Here is a 21560-nt window from a genome sequence, read left to right as displayed (position 1 = left end):
CTACGCCGAACCAGATGGTTCGGCAACGGGCGATTTAGGATGTCGCCATGCGATCAGCGGGAGAAGCCACGCGCGAGCGGATCCTCGCCGCGGCCAAGGACGAATTCGCCCGCTACGGAGTCGCCGGGGCCCGGATCAACCGAATCGCGGAGGCGGCCCGGGCGAGCAAGGACCGCCTGTACGCGTACTTCGACAGCAAGGAAGCGCTGTTCGACGCCGTCATCCAGCAATGGATCGTGGAGACGACGGAACAGACGGCACTGCGGGGCGACGACCTGCCGGGGTACGCGGGCCGCCTGTTCGACGACTACGTGGCGCACCCCGAGAACGCCCGGCTACAGGAGTGGGCCGACCTCGAGATGCGGGAACAGATCGCGGACAGCGACGCGCGGATGGTCACCCTGCGGCCCAAGGCCGCCGAGATTCGCCGAGGGCAGCAGGAGGGATTCGTCGATCCGTCGTGGAACGCAGGCGAACTACTGCTCGTGATCACCGACATCGCCCGGTCACTGGCCACCGCCCCCGGCGGCAGGAAGTCGGGGGAGCGCACGGTGGCGCAGCGGCGGCAGACCGCTGTCGAGGCGGTTCGGCGGTTGATCCGAGTGCCCTCGGTGGAGGACGCGCCGGGCCGCGAGTGAGTGCCGCTCAGCTGCGGAGTAGCACGTTGAGCCGAGCGGCCTGCCGTGTGAGGTGGTCGCGTTCGGGGAGATTGGGCGCCTTGTCGGCCGCTTCCGCGTAGAGCCGTGCCGCCCTTGCCAGGTCGCCGTCCCGCTCGTGGAGATACGCCGCCACCGCCGTGTGACGGGGCAGCGCGTCGTCCAGCGCCGCGAGTGCGGCCAGTCCGGCGCGCGGGCCGTCGGCCTCACCGACCGCGACGGCCCGGTTGAGGCGGGCCACCGGGCTGTCGGTGAGATCCACCAGTTCGTCGTACCACTCGACGATCTGCACCCAGTCGGTCTCCTCGGCCGTCCGGGCGTCGGCGTGGAGCGCGGCGACGGCGGCCTGGGCCTGGAACTCGCCCAGGCGGTCGCGGGCGAGCGCTGCCTGGAGTATGTCGACGCCCTCGGCGATCAGGCGGGTGTCCCACAGGCCGCGGTCCTGTTCGGCAAGGGGTACGAGGCTGCCGTCGGGCCCGGTCCGGGCCGGGCGTCGCGCGTGGTGGAGCAGCATGAGCGCGAGCAGTCCCGCGACCTCCGGATGGTCGATCGCGGCCGCGAGTTGGCGGGTGAGCCGGATCGCCTCGGCGGCGAGGTCGACCTCGCCGGAATACCCCTCGTTGAACACGAGGTAGAGCACCCGCAGCACCGTCGCGACGTCGCCGGGCTGGTTGAACCGGACGCCCGAGACGGTCCGCTTGGCCCGGCTGATGCGCTGGGCCATCGTCGCTTCCGGCACCAGGTAGGCCTGCGCGATCTGACGCGTCGTCAGGCCGCCGACCGCGCGCAGCGTCAGTGCGACGGACGATGCCGGTGTCAGGGACGGGTGCGCGCACAGGAAGTACAGCTGGAGCGTGTCGTCGACGGCCTCGACCGGTCCCGGCGTGGGCTCACCCTCGATGCGCTCCTCGCGTTGCCGGCGGGAGGTGTGGGCGCGGGCGGTGTCGAGGAACTTCCGCCAGGCCACGGTGACCAGCCAGCCCTTCGGGTCCCGCGGCGGGTCGTCCGGCCACACGCGCACCGCCTCGACCAGGGCGTCCTGCACGGCATCCTCGGCCGCCGCGAAGTCGGCTCCGCGGCGGACGAGGATCCCGATCACCGTGGGGGTGAGGGTGCGCAGTACCGCCTCATCCACCGTGGCATTCCATGGTGGTCGAGGGTGCGGTGAGGAACGGACGCAGTTCGAGCCATTCGTGGATCGGTTTCCCGCCGGCACCCGGCGCCGCGGACAGCTCGCCGGCGAGTTCGAGCGCCCGCTCGTAGGTGTCGACGTCGATCACCATCCAGCCGGCGATCAGGTCCTTGGTCTCCGCGAACGGGCCGTCGGTGACCGGTGGCCGTCCCTCGCCGCCGTAGCGGACGAACGTGCCCTCCGGGGCGAGCGCCTGACCGTCGACGAACTCCCCGGTCCCCTCCAGCTTGGTCGCGAAATCCTGCATGTACTGCACGTGCGCGGAGATCTCCTCTGGCGTCCACTCGGTCATCGGGACGTCGTTGACCGCCGCCGGCGCGCCGCGGTAGTGCTTGAGCAGCAGGTACTTGGCCATCGCGAACTCCTTGGTGAGGTACGGCCCATTGTGGCCGTGTTCACTGCGGGGACGGAGCCGGTCGCGGATTCTCGACATTCCGCGACCACGGTGAGTACGCCGTCCGGTCGACGGGCGGCCACATGGTGACCACTCCGCCGCTCCGAACGCGTCGATCGCACTACCTGACCAGGATGAACTGGTCAGGACGGTGCCCCCAGTAGGGCTCGAACCTACGACCTGCGGATTAAAAGTCCGTAGCTCTACCAACTGAGCTATAGGGGCGCGGGGCCAGAGTCTAGTGCGCAGACGGTGACCGAGAGAACAGCACCCCCGGCACGGCGCGCCGCCCGGGGGATCGAAAGGGTCGGCTCGGGTGCGCACCCCCTGCAGCGCACCCGAGCCGAACCAAATTATACCACTTGGTGTGTTTTCGGCAGCGGTCCGATTCCCGCTCCGTAACAGGATTCAAGTATGTTTTCGAGAAGTTTTGATGAACTTAAGAATGCTGTGTCGCTATTTTCAAAACAGGGATACTGTTATGTATGGCTCCAAGCTCGCCACTGTAGGGCGAAAGCGGGGGTTACTACATTTGGGAGAGGGATTCACCGTCATGGCACGTCAGCAGGAGCGTGCGCGACGCACTCGCGCTGCACTGGTGGAGTCGGCCGCGATCGAGTTCGCGAAGCGCGGCTATGCGGCGGCGTCGGTCAACACGATCCTCGAAGGCTCGAACGCCACCAAGGGGGCGATGTACTTCCACTTCCAATCGAAGGAAGAACTCGCCCGCGCCGTCCTCCAGTCCGGGGTGGAGCAATTCACCGCCCTGACCGACAGGTGGACGAGTCGCACGGACATCGGGCCCTTCGAGGCTCTGCACGGTTTCGTGATCGACTTGGCGAAGCTGTTCCATTCGAGCGTCATCGTGCGTGCCGAGTTCCGGCTGATCGTCGAACCCGAGTTCTACCCGGACGTGCAGTCCGGCGGTTCGCAGGTGTGGGGACGAACCGCGCACGAGTTCGCGATCCGCGCCCAGCGGGACGGGTTGCTGCGCGCCGATGCCGACCCGGAGAAGTTCACCCGGGTCCTGGCGGCGTCTCTAGCCGGCCAGCGGTACATGTCCGACATGACCGTGCTGGAGGGCGACCTCGGCGCACGGTTCGTCGAATCGCTCGAGGTGATCCTCGAGGCGATGGCTTCACCCGAGTGGCTGGAGAAGTTTGCGAGGGACGGATGGCCGGATTTCGCGTCAGAACTGCCCGATTCGTAGTCTGACCTGGCGATTTGGGAAATTCTCGATCCGTGTCCTAAGCTATCCAAGCTCCCAACGGAACGCCGTTGAGGTACTGGTTCGGAGAGATCCGACGGGCCCCCTTCGTCTAGCGGCCTAGGACGCCGCCCTTTCAAGGCGGTAGCGCGGGTTCGAATCCCGTAGGGGGTACGTTTGACCGGTGTCGAGCATGCGGTATGGTTCGACGGCAGTAAAAGTGACACGCAGTAACGCTTTACACTTGTAGAGCACAGCAGGAAAAGCAAGGCCCTGTGGCGCAGTTGGTTAGCGCGCCGCCCTGTCACGGCGGAGGTCGCGGGTTCGAGTCCCGTCAGGGTCGCAAGTGTGTTGCCGATACCGAGTATCGGCAACACAATGCGATAGGCATTCGGTTCGGGTGCCGTCCGGCCAGGTAGCTCAGTTGGTACGAGCGTCCGCCTGAAAAGCGGAAGGTCGCCGGTTCGATCCCGGCCCTGGCCACCACGATTCACAGAAACTCCGTTGTCGAGAACGTCGACAGCGGAGTTTTTTCGTTCCCACCCCACGTGAGTGCCAAAGTGTGTTCCTGCACACTTTGGCACTCACATGGGGTTGGCGTCGCGCGACGCCGGCGAAGTGTCTGTCGCTAGGCTGACGTCCATGAGCACTGCTGAAGAGCCGCTGACGGCGGGCCGCGACGGGTTGTTGTCGTTGCTCCGCAACGGGCAGCTGCCCTCGCGTGGGGCCAAGGCCCCACAGCGGGAGCGATACCAGCGGATCGTCGCCGCGGCGATGGAACTCGCGTCCGAGGGCGGGTACGACGCCGTGCAGATGCGGGCCATCGCGGATCGGGCGGGCGTCGCGCTGGGCACCGTGTACCGCTACTTCCCGTCGAAGAACCACATGCTGGTGATGGGCCTGCTGATGGTGTTCGAGGGCATGCGGTCCCGGTTCGAGGACGTCGCGATCCCCGGCGACACACCGTCGGAGCGGATCCTGTTCGTCCTCCGGAAGAACACCGAAGTCCTGGAGAAGGACCGGCCGCGGTACGAGGCCCTCGTGCGTGCGTTCATGTTCGCGGACGCGTCGGCGTCGGCCGAACTGGATGCGTTCGGCGCCCTGATGACGGAGATGTTCGCGAAGACCATCGGTGTCGAGCAGATCTCCGACGACCAGTTGAACGCGATCCGCGTGATCGGCGACGTCTGGATGTCGAGCCTGGTGTCCTGGGTGGCGGGCCGCATCTCGGTGGACGAGGTGATGGCCCACCTGGGGCTCGCGGTCCGTCTCGTGTTCCGCCGCCTCGGCGGCTAGCCGACGCGCCCGAAGTAGGCGTCCCGGATCACCGCCCTGTCGTCGATCTCGCCCGCATCCGCATCCATGACGACGCGTCCGACGTCGAGGACGGTGACGTGATCGGCCACGCTCATCGCGGCGTCGACGGCCTGCTCGACGAGCAGGACCGCCAGCCCGGCCTCCTTGAGGATGCTCACGCGGTCCATGACTTCGCCGACGATCACGGGCGCCAGCCCGCCGGACGGCTCGTCGAGCAGTAGCAGGGTGGGTTTCGCCATCAGCGCCTGCCCGATCGCCAGCATCTGCTGCTGCCCGCCGGACATCGCACCGGCGAGCAGGCCGCGTTTCGCGCCGAGGACGGGGAACAGGTCGTAGATCCGCTCCACCTCTTCGCGGACGGCCGACCGTCTCATCCTGCGGACGTACCCGCCGAGAATCAGGTTCTGTTCCACGGTCTGCCGGTGGAAGACCCGCTTCCCCTCCTGCACGTAGGCCATTCCCCGGCGGACCCGCCGGTGCGGCGCCACCTTCGCGATGTCGCGGCCGTCGAACTCGATCGTCCCGGCGGACACCCGGTTCAGCCCCGAGATGGCACGCAGGGTGCTGGTCTTCCCCGCACCGTTCCGGCCGAGCAGCGCGGTGACCTTGCCGGGCCACACGTCCAGCGAGACGTCCCACACCACCCGCAGGTCGCCGTAGCCGGATTGCACGTTCCGCAGACTCAGCAGCGGTGTCGTCTGTTCGCTCATGAGGTCGCCTCTCCGGCCAGTTCCGTGTCCTCGGCGGCGACGCCGAGGTATTCGCTGAGTACGCGAGGGTTGTGTTCGATCGCGGACGGCGGACCTTCGGCGATCACGCGGCCCTGGGCGAGCACGACGATGGTGTCGGCGAGTGCCAGTACCAGGCGAAAGTTGTGCTCGACCAGCACGATCGTGCAGCCGGCGTCGCTGAGCTGTCGGATCAGGCCGGCGAGGCGTTCCACTTCGTCCTCGTCGAGGCCGGACGCGACCTCGTCGAGCAGCAGGACCCGCGGTTCGGCGACCACCGAGCGGGCGACCTCGAGCAGCCGCCGCATTCCCAGCGGGAGCGAGGTCGCGGTCTCGTCGCGCAGATGCGACAGTCCCACGATGTCGAGTGCGCGCTCGGCCTCGGCGATGTCGGCGGCGCGGACCCTGTGATGGCGGGGAAGCCGCAGGACGGTCGAGAGCATCGATACCCGGTCGGTGCTGTATCGGCCGGAGGCCACGGCCTCGAGGACGGTGACGCCGTCGGGGATGTCGGGTGTCTGGAATGTGCGGGCCACGCCGCATCCGGCGACCCGTTCCGGCGCCTTGCCCTGGACCTCGGTGTCACCGATCAGGATACGCCCGGAGTCGGGGCGGTAGAACCCGCAGATCATGTTCAGCATCGTGGTCTTGCCCGAGCCGTTCGGTCCGATCAGTGCGGTGATGCTGCCCGGTTCGGCACGCAGCGACGCGTCGTCGAGTGCCTGGTTGCCGCCGAACGCTTTCGAGATGCCGTCGACCACGAGCACCTGACCCGACATCGGTTCCATCGCCGGTCGATCCGTGTCGCCGGGGCGGGTGCGTGTTCCGCGGCCGGTCAGGCCCGCCGCGCGGTCCAGCCGCGCCGTCGCCTGCTTGGCGACCTTCGCGAGGCCACCACTGAGGAGGACGCCGCCGAGGATCAGGAATCCGCCGTAGAAGACGAGGGCGTACTGCTGGAACTCGGACGACTGGTTCGGGCCGAGTTGCATGATCGCCGCCCCGACCGCCGCGCCGTAGACGCTGGTCGCGCCCCCGAGGATGCATGCCGCGAGAACTGCTGTCGCGAACGTGAATCCGAATGCCTCGGGGGAGACGTACATGTCGATGTTCGCGAACAGGGCGCCCGCGAGGCCCGCGGGAAAGGCACCGATCGCATAACCGAGAAGCTTCATCCGGAACACCGAGATGCCCACCGAGGACGCGAGGACGGGACTCTGTCTGAGGGTGCGGAACGCGATGCCGTGCCGGGAGACCACCAGGTTGCGCACGACCGCGAACCAGAGGATCGCGACGATCACGACCACCAGGTAGAACCGGTCGGAGTCGATCGCCTCACCGAACAGGGTGGCCGGTTCGATCCCGCTGAGGCCGTTGCGGCCGCCGGTGGTGTCCCCGAAGACGGCGATGATGTCCGGGACGAGGAGAACGAGGAAGAACGAGGTCATCGCCAATGACCAACTGCCGAGCCGCAATCCCGGAATTCCGGTGACGATCCCCACCGCGAGCGCGACCAGGCCCGAGACGGTCAACTGCAACACGATGTCCGTGTACCCGGCGATCGACATGAGCCCGGCGGTATACGCCCCGGCCGCGTACATCGCGGCCTGGCCGAGAGCGAGTTCCCCCGCGTAGCCGAGACTGAGATTGAGGCCGCTGACGACAAGCGCGAGAATGCAGGCGAGTTGCACCTGCCGGGACAGCGCGAAGCCCAGACCGAACTCCGGCAGGAACAGCACGAGGAGACCGACGGCGAGCGGGAAGAGCCAACCCGGAGCCGATCGAATCAGGCGCCACAGAGCCATTGTTCACACCACCCGTTCCCGCGTCCGGCCGAACAGTCCGGCCGGACGCACCATGAGGATCGCGATGAGGACGACGAAGACCGCGATGTTGCTGTACTGGCTACCCAGTTCGAGAGCGGCGAACGACTCGACGAGACCGACGGTCAGGCCGCCGACCAATGCGCCGGGGAGTGAGCCGAATCCGCCGATGGCCAGGGCGACGAAGCCCTTGATGGCCAGCGCCGAACCCAGGGTGGCCACCGCGAACGTCTTGGGACCCACGAAGAGCCCGAGGAAACCGGCGAGCGCGCCGGAGAACGCGAACGCACCGAGGGCCAGCGCCGGACGTTGACGCCGCGCAACAGGGCGGCTTCGCGGTCCTCGGAGATGCCGAGGAGCGCGAGACCGGTCATGGTCTTCGTCCCGACCCGGCCGAGGACGACCACCAGCACGACCGCCAGAATCAGCAGCACGATCTCGACGGGATAGGTGCGGCCGCCGAGGACCGTGATCGGATCGTTCGAACCGAAGAACGGGACGGTGAGCGGTTCGCTTCCCCAGATCAGCTGCGTCGCACCGTTGATCAGGGTCGCGGCGCCGAGCGTGGTGACGAGCTGATTCTGGTGATCGCGGACCGGCCGGACCGCGACGATCTCCTCGATCCCGGCCAGGATCATCACGGCGACCGTCGCCGTCACCGCGACGACGAGGATCGGCAACTTCAGGGTGACCAGGCCGGTGTAGGCGACGAACGTGCCGACCATCATCAGCTGGGCCTGAGCGAAGTTGAACGTGTGGGACGAGATGAAGACGATGTTGTAGCCGATCGCGACGAGCGTGTAAACCGCCCCCAGCGCGAGGCCCGACCAGACGATGGTCACCGGTTTCTCCTGTGCTCGGGGGTCACGCGCTCGGGTTTCCGTACTGGCCGTTGAGGAGTGGGCTCGGCGGCACGAACTTGTACGCCTCGTCACCCGGCTTCGACGCGTGCGAGTCGGCCGAGAAGTGATACGACGGGGAGAACGCGGTCTCGGCGCCGTCGAGGACCTCCTGGTTCTCGAGCGCCTCGGCGAGGGCTTCGGGATCGGAGGAGGATCCGGCCTTGTTCGCGGCAGCCACGACGAGGGGCAGTGCGTCGTAGTTGTCGGCGAGGATCAGCGTCGACGGGATGTCGCCCATCGCCTTCATGTTGTCGACCATGGTGTTGACGGCGGTGTCGTTCACGTCGTAAACCGTGCTCGAGAGCACGTGCATGACCAGGTTCGCCGTGGCCGGAGTGCCCAGCACACCTTCCGGTGCCGCCTTCGAGACCAGCGACGTTCCCGCGACCGACGTGTTCCCGACGAGTGGAATGTTCCAGTCGAGCCGCTGAAGGCTCGCGAGGAGGTATCCGAGTGGTGCCCCGTAGGCGTCCACGACGAGTGCCTGTGTGCCCCGGTTCTTCAGCGACTGCAGTTGGGCCGTCATGTCGAGCGCCGCGGTGTCGTACTCCTCGGATCCGGTGCTGCTCACGCCTTCACCGCCCAGCGCGTCTTCCATCGCCTGCCCGAATACTTCACCGTAGGCGCTGCTTCCGTGAATGATGCCGACGGACTGGTAGCCCTTGCCCTTGGTGTATCGGGCGATGGTCTCGGCGTTCTCGGCCGGTCCCGAGGCGAGGTCGAAGTTGAGCGGGTACTTCTCGGGGTTCGCCGAATCCTCGGTGGGCCCGATGTTGAACGAGAGGATCTTGTTCTGCGCGAGGATCGGCAGTGTCGCGGTGGTGATGGTCGACGGGCCGGAGTTGAGGAAGAGGTCGGGCTTCTTCCCCGACGCGATGGCCTCCCGCAGCTTGGACACGGCCGTCGTGGCGTCGCCCGCGTCGTCGACGACGGTGATCTCCACTTGGCGTCCGCCGACACCGCCCGCCCTGTTCACGGCCTCGGCGCTCGCTTTCGCTGCGAGCACGGACGTCTGCGCGTTGGCGGCGAGCGCGCCCTGCCCGCTGATTCCGCCGGTCACGAGCACCCGGTAGGGGCCGCCGGCGGCGTCGGCGTCGTCTGCGCCCGCGCCGGAACACCCGGTGAGCGCGAGTGCGGTTGCGGCGAGCGCCGCTGTGAGAGCTGAGGATCGAATTCGCATGGGCGCCCCTTCAACATGAGCAAGCAAGTGCTTGGTTCGGCAAAAGGTAGCAGAACTAACGGTCGATGTCCGCGGAATGTCTCACTCGGCGGGAGGATCTCGCGGACGTGCCGAACTCAGCGAAACGACTGCCGGATCACCGGTTCTCGCCGTTCGAGGATGGTGGCGGTGTGCTGCCGGACCATCGTGTCGAGGTGCTCACCCTGCGGTGCGAGCCAGAAGTCGCCGCGGTCGATGCCCGCGAAGACCAACTCCGCGAACGTGTCTGCGTCGAGTCCGTCGGTGTCGAGCAGTTCGCGCATCTGCGTGACCATCCGATCGACGGCCGGATGGGAGACGGCCCCGAACGGGTTGTCGAACACGGATGTGACGACGGGCCCGGGTGCGAGCACGCTCGCGGACACCGGGGCGTCGATCATGCTCAACTCCATCTGCAGACACTCGGTGATCGCGACCACCGCGAATTTCGATGCGCTGTACGGCGACATCATCGGGCCCGGTGCGAAACCGCCGACCGACGCCGTGTTGACGACGCGGCCGGCGCCGCCCTGATCGAGCATCCGCGGAACGAACGCGCGGATCCCGTTGACGACGCCCGTGATGTTGACGCCGAGTGCGGCGTCCCAGTCGGATTCGCCGAGTTTCCAGAGGAATCCGGCCCGCATGATGCCGGCGTTGTTGAAGAGCAGATCCACCCGGCCGAACGAGTCGAACGCGAGTTCGGCCAGTACGTGGACGGATCGGGAGTCGGACACGTCGGTGACGCGGGTGAGGGCGCCGCCCAGTTCCGCGGCCGCCCGGTCGAGCGCGGCCGCGTCGATGTCGGCGAGCACCACCGCCATGCCGCGGGCGTGCGCATGCCGCGCTATTCCCGCCCCGATTCCCGAGGCCGCGCCGGTGACGACGACAACCTGCTGTGCACCTGATTCCGGTTTCGTCACGGCTCGACGGTAGGACCGTCGACGGCGGCCTCGGCCCGGTCCTCTCGCTCAGCGGGAGGATTCAGGTGCCGCGACCCCACAGCGGTTCGAGGTCCGGGCCCTCCTCGCCGTGCTGCGCACCCCGGAAGCGTGCCGCGAAGACGATCCAGCCGATGGCGGCCATCAGCAGGAAGCTGACAAGCCGATAGACGACGATCGCGGACACCGCTTCGGAGCCGGCCATTCCGCTGGCGGTCAGGGCGGGAACCAGCACGGCGTCCATGACACCGAGCCCCGCGGGCAGGAGTGGGATGGCCGAACCCGCGGCGTTGCCCGCCGCGTATGCGACGGCGAGCCCGGCGAACCCGGGATGGGCGCCGACGGCGTAGCACGCGAACGCGAGGCACGAGGCGTCGGCGATCCAGTTGAACAGCGACCACCCGAACGCGCGAGCGGTGTCGCGGCGATCCATCCGGACGGCGCTCATCTGGTCGACGATGTGCTTCCACCGACGAACCCCGGTCAGTGGAGGCTTCTTTCGCAGCGCGTTGACGCCGCGCAGCGCGGTGATGCCCACCCCCTCGAGCGCGTCGGGTCGCGACGCGGCGTACTGGGCCACGACGAGGAAGGCGCACAGGCCACCGAACGTGAAGATCAGCGAGAACGGGTTGGTCTTGGCTCCGACGAGCAGTGCGCCCGCCAGTCCGACGAGCGCCAGGCCGATCGCCTGGAGGACGCCGGCCATCACCAGCTGCCACGTCGCGATCACCGGCGACGCACCCCAGATCCGCGTCTGCCGGTACGTGAACGTCGTCGCGAGAACTGGGCCGCCCGGCAGCGTCACGCTCATCGAGTTGGACGCGAACGTCACCGCCAGCGATTGCCGCTGCCTGATGTGCACGCCCGCGACCCCCAGCAGGCAGCGCTGCACGCGGGCGAAGCTCGACATCGACGCCAGCGACGCGACGACGGCCGCGGCCACCCATCCCCATTCGAGGTCGCCGAGGTTCTGGACGCTCTCGGACAGGTCCGGCCAGATGAGGACCATCTCCACCGCGAGCACCACGACGAGCAGGCCGCCGATCACCCATGCAACACGACGCCTGCGGGGCGTCGGGCGGGTGTTCTCGGCGTCAGTCATACGCGTCCATTACACATGGCGGGTGATCAGACCGTGTATCCGCCGTCGACGTCGAGCTTCTGCCCGGTGACGAATCCGGCCCGGTCGCCGGCGAGGAAGCAGACGGCCTCGGCGACGTCGGCGGCGGTGCCGAACCGGCGTAGCGGTATCCGGCTCATCGCGGCGTCGAGTGCGCGCCGATCGAGTTCTTCGGAGGCGATGAGCCTCTCGGCCATGCCGTCGGTGAGCATCCCCGGGCCGACCGAGTTGAAGCGGACGCCGTAGCGGCCCTCCTCGGCGGCGAATCCCTTGACGAGTTGTTCGATCGCGCCCTTCGTTCCCGGGGAGAGGCCGTCGCGCACGGGGAAGCGGCTGGTGGCCGCGGTCGTGACGGCGACGACGGAACCGGACGCGTCCCGCAGCGCGGGCAGGGCGGCCTTGACGACGGTGAAGAACGCGACCGCCTCCTGCTCGAGGTGCTCGGCGTAGTCCCGGGGCGCGACCTCGGACAGGTGGATCATCGGGACGTGCGGGCCGGCGGCGTGGACCAGGATGCCGAGGCCGCCGAAGTGTTCGACGGTCTGCGTCACGACGCCCGCGACGCGCGGCTGGTCGGTGAGGTCGGCGGAGAACGCCCGCGCGGCGACGCCCCGGCCTTCCAGTTCGCCGACGAGGTCCTGAGCGATGTCGGCATTGGAGCGGTAGGTGATGGCCACGTCGTGGCCGAGGCTCGCGAGTTGCCGCGCGATGGCGGAGCCGATGCCGCCGGTGCCGCCGGTGACCAGTGCGGCGCAGGGACGTCGGGGGGTGCTGGTGGCGGGTGTCGCCATGAGGAACTCCAAGCGTGTGAGGGTATCGCGCCTAACCTAGCAACTGCTTGGTTTCGGTGTGCGGGGAACCGTGCACCGCAGCCGAGCGCAGCCTTGCCTGGCTATCCGACCAGGCCTTTTCGTCTTAGCCTGAACGCATGTCAGCAGAGAACGCCGAGCGGGCCGAGCCGTCCCGGCACCCCGACGAGCCGCACGCACCCAGTCTGGCGAGCCGCCTCAACTGGTTGCGGGCCGGTGTCCTCGGGGCCAACGACGGCATCGTGTCGACGGCCGGTCTGGTGGTCGGGGTGGCGGCGGCGACCACCGAGCGGTCGGAGATCTTCACCGCCGGATTCGCCGGCCTCGCGGCCGGGGCGGTGTCGATGGCGCTCGGCGAGTACGTCTCGGTGAGCACCCAACGAGACACCGAACGCGCGCTGCTGTCGAAGGAGCGTCGCGAACTCGCCGAGACCCCCGACGCCGAGTTCGAGGAACTCGTCGCGATGTACCAGGACAAGGGACTGCGGGACGAGACCGCCCGGACGGTCGCCCGCGAACTCACCGATCACGATGCGTTCGCCGCGCACGTGGACGTCGAACTGGGCATCGACCCGGACGATCTGACCAACCCCTGGCAGGCCGCGGGATCCTCGGCGCTCTCGTTCACGCTCGGCGCCCTCGTCCCGCTGCTGGCGATCCTCTTACCGCCTGTGCACCTGAGGATTCCGGTGGCGTTTTTCGCAGTGCTGGTCGCGCTCGCTCTCACCGGCACCGTCAGCGCGGCCCTCGGCGGCGCCCGGCGCACCCGGGCGGTACTCCGCGTCGTGCTGGGTGGGGCGCTCGCGATGATCGTCACCTACGGGATCGGCCAACTGGTGGGGACGAGCATCTCCTGACCCCGGCGACCGTCACTCGTTCCGGCAGATCATGACCGGGCAGGTGGCGTGATGGAGCAGGTTCTGGCTGGTCGAACCCATCAGCGCGCCGAGCAGCGCCCCCCGGCCGTGGCTGCCGACGACGATCAACTGGGCGTCGGCCGAATGCCGCAGGATGACGTCCGCGGCGGCGCCCTGCTCGGCCACCCTGGTCACGGCCACGTCCGGGTAGCGTTCCGCCTCACCCGCGAGGCCCTCGGAGAGCAGCGCCTCCTCTTCCTGCCTGACGGCGTCCCAGTCGACGAGCATGCCGGTGCCGCCGGCGCCGAGCGTGGGGGAGCCCTGCCAGGTGTGGACGGCGCTCAGCGGCGCCTCGAAGAACGACGCGAACTCGAATGCGTGACCCACCGCTTCGCTGCTGAGATCGCTGCCGTCGACCCCGACCACCACCGGACGCTGGTCCGGCGTGGTGACCTCGCCGCGGAGAACGGTCACCGGGCAGGGGGCGCGGTTGACCACGTGCAGCGCCGTCGACCCCACCAGCACCGAACGGAACGCGCCCGCTCCCGTGGATCCGAGCACGATCAACCGCGCCCAGTCGGCGGCCTCGAGCAGTGCGGTGCCTGCGGGGCCGGGACTGATGGTCGTCTCGATCTCGAGACCGGGGAACTTCGGCCCCAGCAGCCTCTTCGCCGTCCCGATGATGGCCTCGCCGTCCTCGCGGAGCTGACTGAGGAACTGCGATTCCAGCATGATCGCCGCCGGGCTGTACAGCGGGCCGTCCTGCGGCAGCGCGTGCACGAGCGACAGTGTGGCACCCCACTTCGACGCGACGGAGGCGCCCCACAGGGCGGCGGCGGTCGAGGCGTCGGATCCGTCCAGGCCGACGACGACGGAATGACTGGCGGGTGTGCTCACGTCCGGATCCCTTCGCTGACGCTGGTGGGTACTCCCCGACTGTGCCCTACTTCCAGACTTTTCGGGCCACCTTCTTCGCGCTCTTCCACTCCGGTTTCACATCGGCGGCCAGTGCGTCGCCGCGGTCGAGTTCACGCTGCAGCAGCATTCCGAGGCCCAGGCTCGACTCCGCGGAGTGCTGATCCTCCGCGACGGCCGCGAGGATGTGTTCCCGTGCGACGACGGCGTCCTGGTAGTCGCCGAGAACGTCCTGAAAGCTCTTGAACTTCTTCTGCGCGCGGTCGGAGGCCTTCGGTGTCAGTGACCGCGTGGACTCGATCGCGTAGCGCAATCGTTTGGCGCGCTTACGCGCTCGGTGCGTCAGTTCGTCGCGCTCGGCCCGGGTGGTCGCGGCCGCCGCCTTCCGCACGCGCTTGTGGACGGACTTCGACAATTTGCGCAGGGTTTTCGCGACGGTCTTCTTCGACGGGTCCGAGCCCTCCGACGACTCGACGGCGGCGAGGAACGTGTCGAGCCCGGCGAGCAGGTCGAGGTAGCGCCGGGAGTTCAGGGCGGCCAGCGCCGCGGGCCGGGCCGCGGCGGCGAGTCCCGAGAAGTATTCGTCGAGGCGCGCCCGCACGACCTCGCGGTCGGGTATCTCCTCGGCGTCACCCAGCAGATCCACGAGACGGCTCCACTGCACCTCGGTGTCCCGCGCCGGGCCGAGGGCCTGACCGACCCAGCGGAGTTCGGCGATCAACTCGTCGACCGTCTCCTGGTCGCGCAGGCTGGACCCGTACACCTGGAGGACGCTCCGGATCCGCCGGGCCGAGACCCGGAGGTCGTGGACGGACTCCTCGAGGTCGCGCCGCACGCCGAGGTCGGCCGTCACGAGATTGTCCTTCTGCTCGGTCAGATACTCCAGAAGCAGTGTCCGCGGCGTGGACCGCTTCTTCTCACGCACGGGGGACGGGGTGCCGCCCACCGCGTCACCGAGTGCCCGCCGCAGCTTCGACGGCGCGTCCGAGCGGGTGATTCCGGCATCGGTCAGCCGGGAGTCTATGGCGTCGAACAGTTTTCGGTCACCGGCGGCGAGTTCGACTTCGATCTCCCGCCACACCCGCTCGTCGGTTCCGGTGCCCGTCTCGGGGACGGCGGCGATCACGACATCCGACACGACCTCGGCGAGCGTCGTTCCCGCCGCGTCCACGAGCCGCTGCCGCTCGCGGTCGGTGCTGATGAGCGCGACCGGGTTCAGGTCGGCGCCGCGGGTGACGGCCGTGAGCAGTTCCGCGAACTCGCGGGGCACTTCCGTCTCCGGGTGCTCGGGGTCGGGTGCCAGCTGCAGTTCGGTCCGCTCGTCCGCGCCTGCCGGAATCTTCAGATGCCAGCCGGCGTCGTCGCCGCCTTCCCGGCGGCGGAGCGTGATTCCGGCGCGGAGCAACAGCAGTTCGCCCGTGTCGTAGTACAGGGCGGACAACTGGACGGTGTCGCGTCGCGGTTCACCGTCGACGCCCGGAAGCCCCGACAGCGCCGGGAGTTGCTGCTCGGATGTCGCTTCGTACTTGCGTTCCACTTCGGAGACGGACGTCGCGGTACTCATGTCCCCATCTTTCCGGCTGAGCGCGCCGGGCGAAAGAAGCCGAGGTCACAGCGGCCAGTCGAGGCTCCGGACGCTCGCGAAGCGTCGTGTGGCGCCTGAGCAGGGGTCGGCGAACTCGACGGAACGGGCCAGCAGGCGCAGCGGCGTCGAATAGTCGTCGGCGGCAACGTCGTAGAAATCGGGATAGAAGTTGTCGCCGTGGATCGGGATGCCGAGCGAACTCATGTGCACCCGCAACTGGTGCGTCTTGCCGGTGTGCGGGAGCAGCCGGTACCGGGCCGCGTCGCCGTGGACCTCGAGTAGTTCGATCCGGCTCTCGCTGTTGGCGGGACCGTCCACCTCGTACGCCTTCAGGACCCCGCGTTCCTTGACGATTCGACTGCGGACCGTGGCGGGCAGCACGAGATCGGGGTCGTGGCGGGCGACGGCCTCGTACTCCTTGGTCACCCGGCGCTGATCGAACAGCGACTGGTAGTCGCGCCGGACCTCGCGCCGCACCGTGAAGATGAGCACCCCGGCGGTCAACCGGTCGAGCCGGTGCGCGGGTGTCAGTTCCGGGAGGTCGAGGTCTCGGCGCAACCGGATCAGCGCCGACTCGGCGATGTACGCGCCGCGCGGGGTGCTCGCCAGGAAGTGGGGTTTGTCCACGACGAGGAGATTCTCGTCGCGGTGGAGGATCTCGATCTCGAACGGCACCCGTGTCTCGACCGGCGGATCCCGGTACAGGTACACGAATCGGCGGGGCGCGAACGGCGTGGCCGCGGTGATCGGCTGCCCGCGCTCGTCGACGACTTCGGACGCGGCGACCTTCTCGCGCAGGCGGGTCTCGTCGTGCGGAAAGCGTGCGACGAGGTATTCGAGCACGGTGGGCCACACGCCGGTGTCCGGCATCCTCAGCCGCGTCGGGTTGAGGCCGTCGCGGACGGGAAGTGGGGCGTCGGGCACCCCGTCACGGTAGTCGAGAGGAGGCCGAAATCCGTCGTTGACCGCGAGGGGACTCATGGTTACTATCCGGTAAGTTTGTGACGCGGGCCACCCTGACTGGTCGCTGAGGCGCGTCATCGGAGGATTTCACGGGGGTTCGAAGTGATCGTGCGTCGATGGGCGTTTCGACCGGGTGCGGCGGCAGTCGCGCTGGCGGTGGGGGTGGGACTTGCCGTGGTGCCCACGGTGACGGCGTCGGCGGATCCGACGGGCGGCGCCGCGGGGGCCGAGTGGAACGCCGCGGTCGACGCCCCGCCGAAGTACCCGGTGATCGCGATCGACTGGGACGTTCCCATCACGATGAGCGACGGAACGGTGTTGAAGGCCAACGTCTATCGCCCCGCGGACGCCTCGGGCACGCCGATCGACACCGCGATGCCGTCGGTCCTGAACGTCACGCCGTACACGAAGTTGGTCGGCAACCTCGTCGATTCCGTGCTCGCGGTGCCGGGGCTCGAGGACACGGTCGTCGACCTGGTGAACTCCTTCGATCTCGCCGGGACACCGCTCGACGGCGTCGGAGAGTTGTCGAAGGTGCTCACCGGCGGCGGCATGCGCGTCTTCGGCGTCAACCGCGACCTCGTCCGGAACGGATACACCCAGGTGGTGGTCGATGCGCGCGGCACCGGCTTCTCGCAGGGCGAATGGCAGGCACTCGGCCCGCTCGAGCAGCAGGATTCCGTCGAGATCATCGATTGGATGAGCAGGCAGGGGTGGTCCGACGGCGAGGTCGGGATGGCGGGGGTGTCCTATTCGGGAATCAACTCGCTGCAGGCCGCGGGGCATCGGCCGCCGGCGTTGAAGGCGATCTTCCCCACCGAACCGGGCAACGACCTGCTCCGCGACATCGTCGGGACGGGCGGTGGTCTCGGCGTGGGATTCATGCCGCTGTGGCTGTCACTGGTCAACGGTCTCAAGTTCGTTCCCGACGTCCAGGCACTCGCCCAGGGGAACTTCGACGAGCGGTGGCTGCAGGACCGGTTGCGGGATCCGCTGACGCTGTTCTCCGCACTGATCCAGGCGATGACCGCGTCGCAGATCGGCGATCTCGACGCCGGCACGCTGCGGGTGGCGCAGGACGGCCAGTTCTACGAGGAGCGGAAGGCGCAGGCCGGGAACATCGACGTGCCGACCATGCTCTACGGCGCCTGGCACGACATCTTCGTGAACAGCGAACCGCGGGTCTACAACGACATTCCGCTGCCCGCCGGTGAGAAGCAGCTGATCATGAGCGATGCCTACCACGTCTCGTTCGGTGGCGGCTTCGGCGAGCCGGGTGCGCCGCCGCGACTCGACGTCCTCGAACGCGCGTGGTTCGACAAGTGGCTGAAGGGCATCGACAACGGCATCGACGAGTACGGCCCGGTCACGCTGTACCAGCAGGGCAACGGCTGGACCACCACCGATCAGTTCCCGCGGGCCGGTGTCGACTACCAGCGGATGTACCTGTCGGGTGCCCCCAGCGGCACCGCCGGGCACGCCGCCCACGACGGCAGCCTGGTGCCGGCGAAACCCGGCGACACGGCGCAACTCACCGTCGCACCCGGTCTCCGCGGGCTCTGCTCCCGCGACGGGACGCAGGGCACCGCGGGCGCGGCCGTCGTCTTCGGGTCGGTGTGCAGCAAGGACTCCCGCTTCAACGAGGCCGAGGGCCTGACGTTCACCAGTGCCCCCGTCGCGCAGCCGACGGAACTGTCGGGTCCGGTCAACCTGCACCTCGAAACCGTGCTGGACGCGCCGGACGGCTTCTGGGCGGTGACGCTGAACGACGTCGCACCGGACGGCACGTCTACCCCACTCACGAACGGTGCGCTCACGGCTTCGATGCGGGCCGTGGACGATTCGAAGAGCACCAGGTCGCCGAACGGCGACTACACCGAACCGCACCACTATCTGACGGTGGCCGCGCGTCAGCCGCTGGTTCCGGGTGAGGTGACACCGGTCGATATCAACTTCGTGCCCACCGATGCGGTCCTCGCGCCGGGGCACCGGTTGCGCGTCGACGTGTACGCGGGCAGCGTTCCCCGGTACCTGCCGCTCGGACCGATTCTGGCGGACAGTCAGCTGAAGCCGCAGCACGTGGCGTTGTCGCCGGACCGGCCGAGTTTCCTCAACCTGCCGCTGGTCGGGGCGCAGGCGTGGTGACGGGTTCACGCCGCGTCCCGGGATCCGTAGGGTTGACGGCATGACCAAGTGGACAGCTTCGGACATCGTCGATCAGAGCGGCCGCACGTTCGTCGTCACGGGCGCCAACAGTGGTCTGGGGGAGGTGGCCGCGCGGGCTCTGGGGAAGGCGGGAGCGCACGTCGTGCTGGCCTGCCGCAACACCCACAAGGGTGAGGTGGTCGCGCGGTCGATCGGTGACAACGCCGAGGTGCGCCGTCTCGACCTGTCCGACCTCGCGTCGGTGCGCGAGTTCGCCGCCGGCGTCGATTCCGTCGACGTGCTCGTGAACAACGCCGGGGTGATGGCGGTACCGCAGCGCAAGACCGCCGACGGATTCGAAATGCAGATCGGCACAAATCATCTCGGGCACTTCGCGTTGACCGGACTGCTGCTCGGCAAGATCACCGACCGGGTCGCGACGATGTCGAGTGCGGCGCATCAGGCCGGGACGATCCACCTCGACGATCTCAACTGGGAACACCGCAAGTACAACCGCTGGAGCGCGTACGGGCAGTCGAAACTCGCGAATCTGCTGTTCACGTACGAATTGCAGCGCAGGCTGGCCGCGGCGGGGTCGCCCGTCAAAGCGGTGGCCGCGCATCCCGGCTACGCGTCGACCAATCTGCAGGCGCACACCGAATCGGTGCAGGACAAGCTGATGGCAGTCGGCAACCGGATCTTCGCGCAGTCGGCGGAGATGGGGGCGCTGCCGATGTTGTTCGCGGCCACCGCCCCCGACGTGATCGGCGGCAGTTACATCGGGCCGGACGGCCTGTTCGAGCAGCGGGGCCACCCGAAGGTGGTGGGCTCCAACAAGAAGTCGCGGGACGAGCAGACCGCGAAGGGGCTGTGGTCGCTGTCGGAGGACCTGACGGGCGTCGAGTACGAGTTCGGGTGACCCGACGCCCGCGCAGGTTGCTCAGTCTTCGGTGACCTCGAGGGTGACGTCGACGTTGCCGCGGGTGGCGTTGGAGTAGGGGCACACCTGATGTGCCTTCTCCGTCAGTTCGAGTGCCTCCGCGCGCGGCAGGTGGGGGAGGGACACCTCGAGGATGACGGCGAGGCCGAATCCGCCGCCGTCCGTGGAGCCGATCCCGACGCGGGCGCCGACGGCCGAGTCGGCGACATTCGCCCCGGCCTGACGGCCGACGAGCTGGAGTGCGGAGTGGAAGCACGCCGCGTATCCGGCGGCGAACAGCTGCTCGGGGTTGGTGCCGTCGCCCGACCCGCCCATCTCGGTGGGGATGGCGAGGTTCAAGTCGAGCCGGCCGTCGGACGTGCGGGCGTGGCCGTTGCGGCCTTCCCCGGTTGCGAGCGCTTCGGCGGTGTAGACGATCTTCATGGTTACTTCTCTCCTGTAGGGGTTTCGAAACTGTGGAGCGATTCGGTGAGGCGCGACAGGGTGTCGCGCAGGGCGACGAGTTCGTCGATGCCCATTCCCGTCGAGCGGGCGAGTTCGGTGGGGATGCCCTCCGCAGCGGCGCGGAGGCTCGCGCCCTTCTCGGTGAGGTGGATCCCGACGCGGCGTTCGTCGGCCGACGAACGCCTCCGTTCGACCAGGCCCAGCGCCTCGAGCCGCTTGAGCAGTGGCGACAGGGTGCCGGTGTCGAGGTCGAGGGCGTCGCAGATCTCCCGCACCCCGCGACCGTCCTGTTCCCAGAGGACCAGCAGCACGAGGTACTGCGGGTAGGTCACGCCCAGCGAGTCGAGCATCGACCGGTATCTCGCGGTCATCGCCCGGGAGGCCGAGTACAGCGCGAAGCACACCTGGCGGTCGAGGGCGAGGTTGTCGGTCACCTCTGAATGGTTGCACACAACTAGGTTGTGCACAACCAAGAAATCGGAAACGGTGTTTGCCCTTACACTGTTGGCCAGTGACACGGGGTGCTGCCCGGCGAGAATCCGGGCGGCTGAGAAGACACCCGTCGAACCTGAACTGGGTAATGCCGGCGAAGGGATGTCGCGGAGACGGCCGTATGCGCTCATCCGATGTCTCGTCGCCGACCGATCGGAAGGTGACAGCAATGCAGCTCGACAAGCAGATCGTCCTGGTGACCGGCGGTGGCCGGGGCCTCGGTTCCGCCATCGTGCGGTCGTTCGCGGCGCAGCACGCGCGCGTGGTCGTGAACTACCGCAACAGCCGGGATGCGGCGGAGGAACTCGCGGCATCCCTGGGTGCGGACCGCGCGGTCGCGCTCCAGGCGGACGTCACCGATGCCGCGCAGGTGGCAGCACTGTTCGCCGCAGCGGAAGCGCACTTCGGATCGCCGGTGACCACCGTGATCAACAACGCCCTCGCCGACTTCTCCTTCAACGGCGACGCACGCGACAAGGCGGACGTCATCACGTGGGAGGCCTTCGACTCGCAGTTGCGCGGCAGCGTGCAGGCGACCCTGAACACCACGCAGGCCGCGCTGCCGGGCATGCGCGCGCTCGGGTTCGGCCGCATCGTGAACATCGGAACCAACCTGTTCCAGAACCCCGTCGTCCCGTACCACGACTACACCGCCGCCAAGGCCGCCGCGCTGTCGCTGACCCGCACTCTCGCCGCCGACCTCGGGCCCGACGGCATCACCGTCAACATGGTCTCGGGCGGGTTGCTGCGCACCACCGACGCGAGCGCCGCCACCCCCGACGAGGTGTTCGACCTCATCGCGGCGAGCACTCCGCTGCAGCGGGTCACCACCCCCGACGAGTTCGCCGACGCGGTCCTGTTCTTCGCGTCCCCGTGGTCGCGTTCGGTGACCGGCCAGAACCTCGTCGTCGACGGCGGACTGGTCAAGGACTGAC

At 68.3% G+C, this 21560-nt stretch carries 20 protein-coding genes, 4 tRNA genes, 1 pseudogene and 1 riboswitch; of the genes and pseudogenes, 10 read left to right on the top strand and 15 right to left on the bottom strand.

Annotated features, from left to right (window positions below; genetic code table 11):
- Positions 1 to 47: 47 nt before the first annotated feature.
- Positions 48 to 638, top strand: a complete 591-nt coding sequence (locus tag CA951_RS15545) for a TetR/AcrR family transcriptional regulator (RefSeq protein WP_087557675.1) — start codon at positions 48 to 50, stop codon at positions 636 to 638.
- A gap of 7 nt (positions 639 to 645) precedes the next feature.
- Here CA951_RS15545 and CA951_RS15540 read toward each other — a convergent pair whose 3' ends face one another.
- The 3 genes from CA951_RS15540 to CA951_RS15530 all read right to left on the bottom strand — a co-directional run bounded on the left by CA951_RS15540 (position 646) and on the right by CA951_RS15530 (position 2467).
- The gene (locus CA951_RS15540; protein ID WP_087557674.1) at positions 646 to 1791 is read right to left on the bottom strand and encodes an RNA polymerase sigma factor; all 1146 of its coding nucleotides are present in this window, start codon (positions 1789 to 1791) and stop codon (positions 646 to 648) included.
- Complete coding sequence (locus CA951_RS15535; RefSeq protein WP_087557673.1) at positions 1784 to 2281, bottom strand: YciI family protein; 498 nt, start codon at positions 2279 to 2281, stop codon at positions 1784 to 1786. Before CA951_RS15535 ends, CA951_RS15540 begins: the two co-directional genes overlap by 8 nt.
- Positions 2282 to 2394: 113 nt before the next feature.
- Positions 2395 to 2467, bottom strand: a tRNA-Lys gene (locus CA951_RS15530).
- A gap of 328 nt (positions 2468 to 2795) precedes the next feature.
- On the opposite strand from CA951_RS15530, the gene CA951_RS15525 reads away from it, so the two are divergent.
- The 5 genes from CA951_RS15525 to CA951_RS15505 all read left to right on the top strand — a co-directional run bounded on the left by CA951_RS15525 (position 2796) and on the right by CA951_RS15505 (position 4745).
- Positions 2796 to 3452, top strand: a complete 657-nt coding sequence (locus tag CA951_RS15525) for a TetR/AcrR family transcriptional regulator (protein ID WP_087557847.1) — start codon at positions 2796 to 2798, stop codon at positions 3450 to 3452.
- A 98-nt stretch (positions 3453 to 3550) separates the two neighbouring features.
- Positions 3551 to 3623, top strand: a tRNA-Glu gene (locus CA951_RS15520).
- A gap of 95 nt (positions 3624 to 3718) precedes the next feature.
- A tRNA-Asp gene (locus CA951_RS15515) sits at positions 3719 to 3792 on the top strand.
- Positions 3793 to 3858: 66 nt separating this feature from the next.
- Positions 3859 to 3935, top strand: a tRNA-Phe gene (locus CA951_RS15510).
- A gap of 156 nt (positions 3936 to 4091) precedes the next feature.
- The gene (locus tag CA951_RS15505) at positions 4092 to 4745 is read left to right on the top strand and encodes a TetR family transcriptional regulator (RefSeq protein WP_143543058.1); all 654 of its coding nucleotides are present in this window, start codon (positions 4092 to 4094) and stop codon (positions 4743 to 4745) included.
- Here CA951_RS15505 and CA951_RS15500 read toward each other — a convergent pair.
- The 7 genes and pseudogenes from CA951_RS15500 to CA951_RS15470 form a co-directional block, all read right to left on the bottom strand.
- Positions 4742 to 5476: an ABC transporter ATP-binding protein gene (locus CA951_RS15500; RefSeq protein WP_087557672.1), complete on the bottom strand. Its 735-nt coding sequence runs from the start codon at positions 5474 to 5476 to the stop codon at positions 4742 to 4744. The genes CA951_RS15505 and CA951_RS15500 overlap by 4 nt on opposite strands.
- Entirely contained in the window at positions 5473 to 7296 is a 1824-nt protein-coding gene (locus CA951_RS15495; protein ID WP_087557671.1) for an ATP-binding cassette domain-containing protein, read from the bottom strand. The genes CA951_RS15500 and CA951_RS15495 overlap by 4 nt, the downstream gene beginning before the upstream one ends.
- Positions 7297 to 7299: 3 nt before the next feature.
- Positions 7300 to 8156, bottom strand: a pseudogene (locus tag CA951_RS15490) (branched-chain amino acid ABC transporter permease).
- A 22-nt stretch (positions 8157 to 8178) separates the two neighbouring features.
- Positions 8179 to 9396: an ABC transporter substrate-binding protein gene (locus CA951_RS15485; RefSeq protein WP_087557670.1), complete on the bottom strand. Its 1218-nt coding sequence runs from the start codon at positions 9394 to 9396 to the stop codon at positions 8179 to 8181.
- Positions 9397 to 9512: 116 nt separating this feature from the next.
- Entirely contained in the window at positions 9513 to 10337 is an 825-nt protein-coding gene (locus CA951_RS15480; protein WP_087557669.1) for an SDR family NAD(P)-dependent oxidoreductase, read from the bottom strand.
- 61 nt (positions 10338 to 10398) lie between these two features.
- On the bottom strand, positions 10399 to 11457 hold the full coding sequence (locus tag CA951_RS15475) for a YbhN family protein (RefSeq protein WP_087557668.1): 1059 nt from the start codon (positions 11455 to 11457) through the stop codon (positions 10399 to 10401).
- 26 nt (positions 11458 to 11483) lie between these two features.
- Positions 11484 to 12266 (bottom strand): SDR family NAD(P)-dependent oxidoreductase, encoded by a 783-nt coding sequence (locus tag CA951_RS15470; protein ID WP_087557667.1) that lies wholly within the window; start codon positions 12264 to 12266, stop codon positions 11484 to 11486.
- Positions 12267 to 12403: 137 nt separating this feature from the next.
- Here CA951_RS15470 and CA951_RS15465 point away from each other — a divergent pair, with 137 nt between their 5' ends.
- The gene (locus CA951_RS15465) at positions 12404 to 13141 is read left to right on the top strand and encodes a VIT family protein (RefSeq protein WP_087557666.1); all 738 of its coding nucleotides are present in this window, start codon (positions 12404 to 12406) and stop codon (positions 13139 to 13141) included.
- A gap of 12 nt (positions 13142 to 13153) precedes the next feature.
- Here the strand turns inward: CA951_RS15465 and CA951_RS15460 are convergent, their stop codons facing one another.
- From CA951_RS15460 to CA951_RS15450, 3 genes are read right to left on the bottom strand one after another with little or no spacing between them, the layout of a single operon-like run.
- A complete protein-coding gene (locus tag CA951_RS15460; protein WP_087557665.1) occupies positions 13154 to 14038 on the bottom strand; it encodes a universal stress protein in 885 nt (294 codons plus the stop codon).
- 46 nt (positions 14039 to 14084) lie between these two features.
- Entirely contained in the window at positions 14085 to 15620 is a 1536-nt protein-coding gene (locus tag CA951_RS15455) for a CYTH and CHAD domain-containing protein (protein ID WP_087557664.1), read from the bottom strand.
- A 45-nt stretch (positions 15621 to 15665) separates the two neighbouring features.
- Positions 15666 to 16622, bottom strand: a complete 957-nt coding sequence (locus CA951_RS15450; protein WP_087557663.1) for a pseudouridine synthase — start codon at positions 16620 to 16622, stop codon at positions 15666 to 15668.
- 84 nt (positions 16623 to 16706) lie between these two features.
- Here CA951_RS15450 and CA951_RS15445 point away from each other — a divergent pair, with 84 nt between their 5' ends.
- Together CA951_RS15445 and CA951_RS15440 are read left to right on the top strand one after the other, a co-directional pair.
- Complete coding sequence (locus tag CA951_RS15445) at positions 16707 to 18749, top strand: CocE/NonD family hydrolase (RefSeq protein ID WP_087557662.1); 2043 nt, start codon at positions 16707 to 16709, stop codon at positions 18747 to 18749.
- Between the two features lie 40 nt (positions 18750 to 18789).
- Entirely contained in the window at positions 18790 to 19668 is an 879-nt protein-coding gene (locus tag CA951_RS15440; RefSeq protein WP_087557661.1) for an oxidoreductase, read from the top strand.
- A gap of 21 nt (positions 19669 to 19689) precedes the next feature.
- Here the strand turns inward: CA951_RS15440 and CA951_RS15435 are convergent, their stop codons facing one another.
- Complete coding sequence (locus CA951_RS15435) at positions 19690 to 20112, bottom strand: organic hydroperoxide resistance protein (RefSeq protein ID WP_087557660.1); 423 nt, start codon at positions 20110 to 20112, stop codon at positions 19690 to 19692.
- Between the two features lie 2 nt (positions 20113 to 20114).
- Positions 20115 to 20567, bottom strand: a complete 453-nt coding sequence (locus CA951_RS15430; protein ID WP_087557846.1) for a MarR family winged helix-turn-helix transcriptional regulator — start codon at positions 20565 to 20567, stop codon at positions 20115 to 20117.
- Positions 20568 to 20640: 73 nt separating this feature from the next.
- Positions 20641 to 20745, top strand: a riboswitch (TPP riboswitch).
- 49 nt (positions 20746 to 20794) lie between these two features.
- Between CA951_RS15430 and CA951_RS15425 the strand changes: the two genes are divergently transcribed.
- Positions 20795 to 21559 carry a 3-oxoacyl-ACP reductase gene (locus tag CA951_RS15425; RefSeq protein WP_087557845.1) on the top strand — a complete coding sequence of 255 codons (765 nt, stop codon included), beginning with the start codon at positions 20795 to 20797 and terminating at the stop codon, positions 21557 to 21559.
- Position 21560: the final 1 nt, after the last annotated feature.

It is taken from the genome of Rhodococcus sp. NCIMB 12038, assembly GCF_002165735.1.
GTDB lineage: Bacteria > Actinomycetota > Actinomycetes > Mycobacteriales > Mycobacteriaceae > Rhodococcus_F.
Note: the sequence above shows the minus strand (reverse complement) of the source record. Positions and strands in the feature narration are given on the sequence as shown.

Excerpts from the sequence above, each read along its gene's own strand:
- CA951_RS15495 (WP_087557671.1), bottom strand. The coding sequence starts at position 7,296 with ATGGCTCTGTGGCGCCTGATTCGATCGGCTCCGGGTTGGCTCTTCCCG.
- CA951_RS15485 (WP_087557670.1), bottom strand. The coding sequence starts at position 9,396 with ATGCGAATTCGATCCTCAGCTCTCACAGCGGCGCTCGCCGCAACCGCA.
- CA951_RS15470 (WP_087557667.1), bottom strand. The coding sequence starts at position 12,266 with ATGGCGACACCCGCCACCAGCACCCCCCGACGTCCCTGCGCCGCACTG.
- CA951_RS15435 (WP_087557660.1), bottom strand. The coding sequence starts at position 20,112 with ATGAAGATCGTCTACACCGCCGAAGCGCTCGCAACCGGGGAAGGCCGC.
- CA951_RS15440 (WP_087557661.1), top strand. The coding sequence starts at position 18,790 with ATGACCAAGTGGACAGCTTCGGACATCGTCGATCAGAGCGGCCGCACG.
- CA951_RS15535 (WP_087557673.1), bottom strand. The coding sequence starts at position 2,281 with ATGTCGAGAATCCGCGACCGGCTCCGTCCCCGCAGTGAACACGGCCAC.
- CA951_RS15525 (WP_087557847.1), top strand. The coding sequence starts at position 2,796 with ATGGCACGTCAGCAGGAGCGTGCGCGACGCACTCGCGCTGCACTGGTG.
- CA951_RS15475 (WP_087557668.1), bottom strand. The coding sequence starts at position 11,457 with ATGACTGACGCCGAGAACACCCGCCCGACGCCCCGCAGGCGTCGTGTT.
- CA951_RS15450 (WP_087557663.1), bottom strand. The coding sequence starts at position 16,622 with ATGAGTCCCCTCGCGGTCAACGACGGATTTCGGCCTCCTCTCGACTAC.
- CA951_RS15465 (WP_087557666.1), top strand. The coding sequence starts at position 12,404 with ATGTCAGCAGAGAACGCCGAGCGGGCCGAGCCGTCCCGGCACCCCGAC.
- CA951_RS15425 (WP_087557845.1), top strand. The coding sequence starts at position 20,795 with ATGCAGCTCGACAAGCAGATCGTCCTGGTGACCGGCGGTGGCCGGGGC.
- CA951_RS15505 (WP_143543058.1), top strand. The coding sequence starts at position 4,092 with ATGAGCACTGCTGAAGAGCCGCTGACGGCGGGCCGCGACGGGTTGTTG.
- CA951_RS15455 (WP_087557664.1), bottom strand. The coding sequence starts at position 15,620 with ATGAGTACCGCGACGTCCGTCTCCGAAGTGGAACGCAAGTACGAAGCG.
- CA951_RS15500 (WP_087557672.1), bottom strand. The coding sequence starts at position 5,476 with ATGAGCGAACAGACGACACCGCTGCTGAGTCTGCGGAACGTGCAATCC.
- CA951_RS15545 (WP_087557675.1), top strand. The coding sequence starts at position 48 with ATGCGATCAGCGGGAGAAGCCACGCGCGAGCGGATCCTCGCCGCGGCC.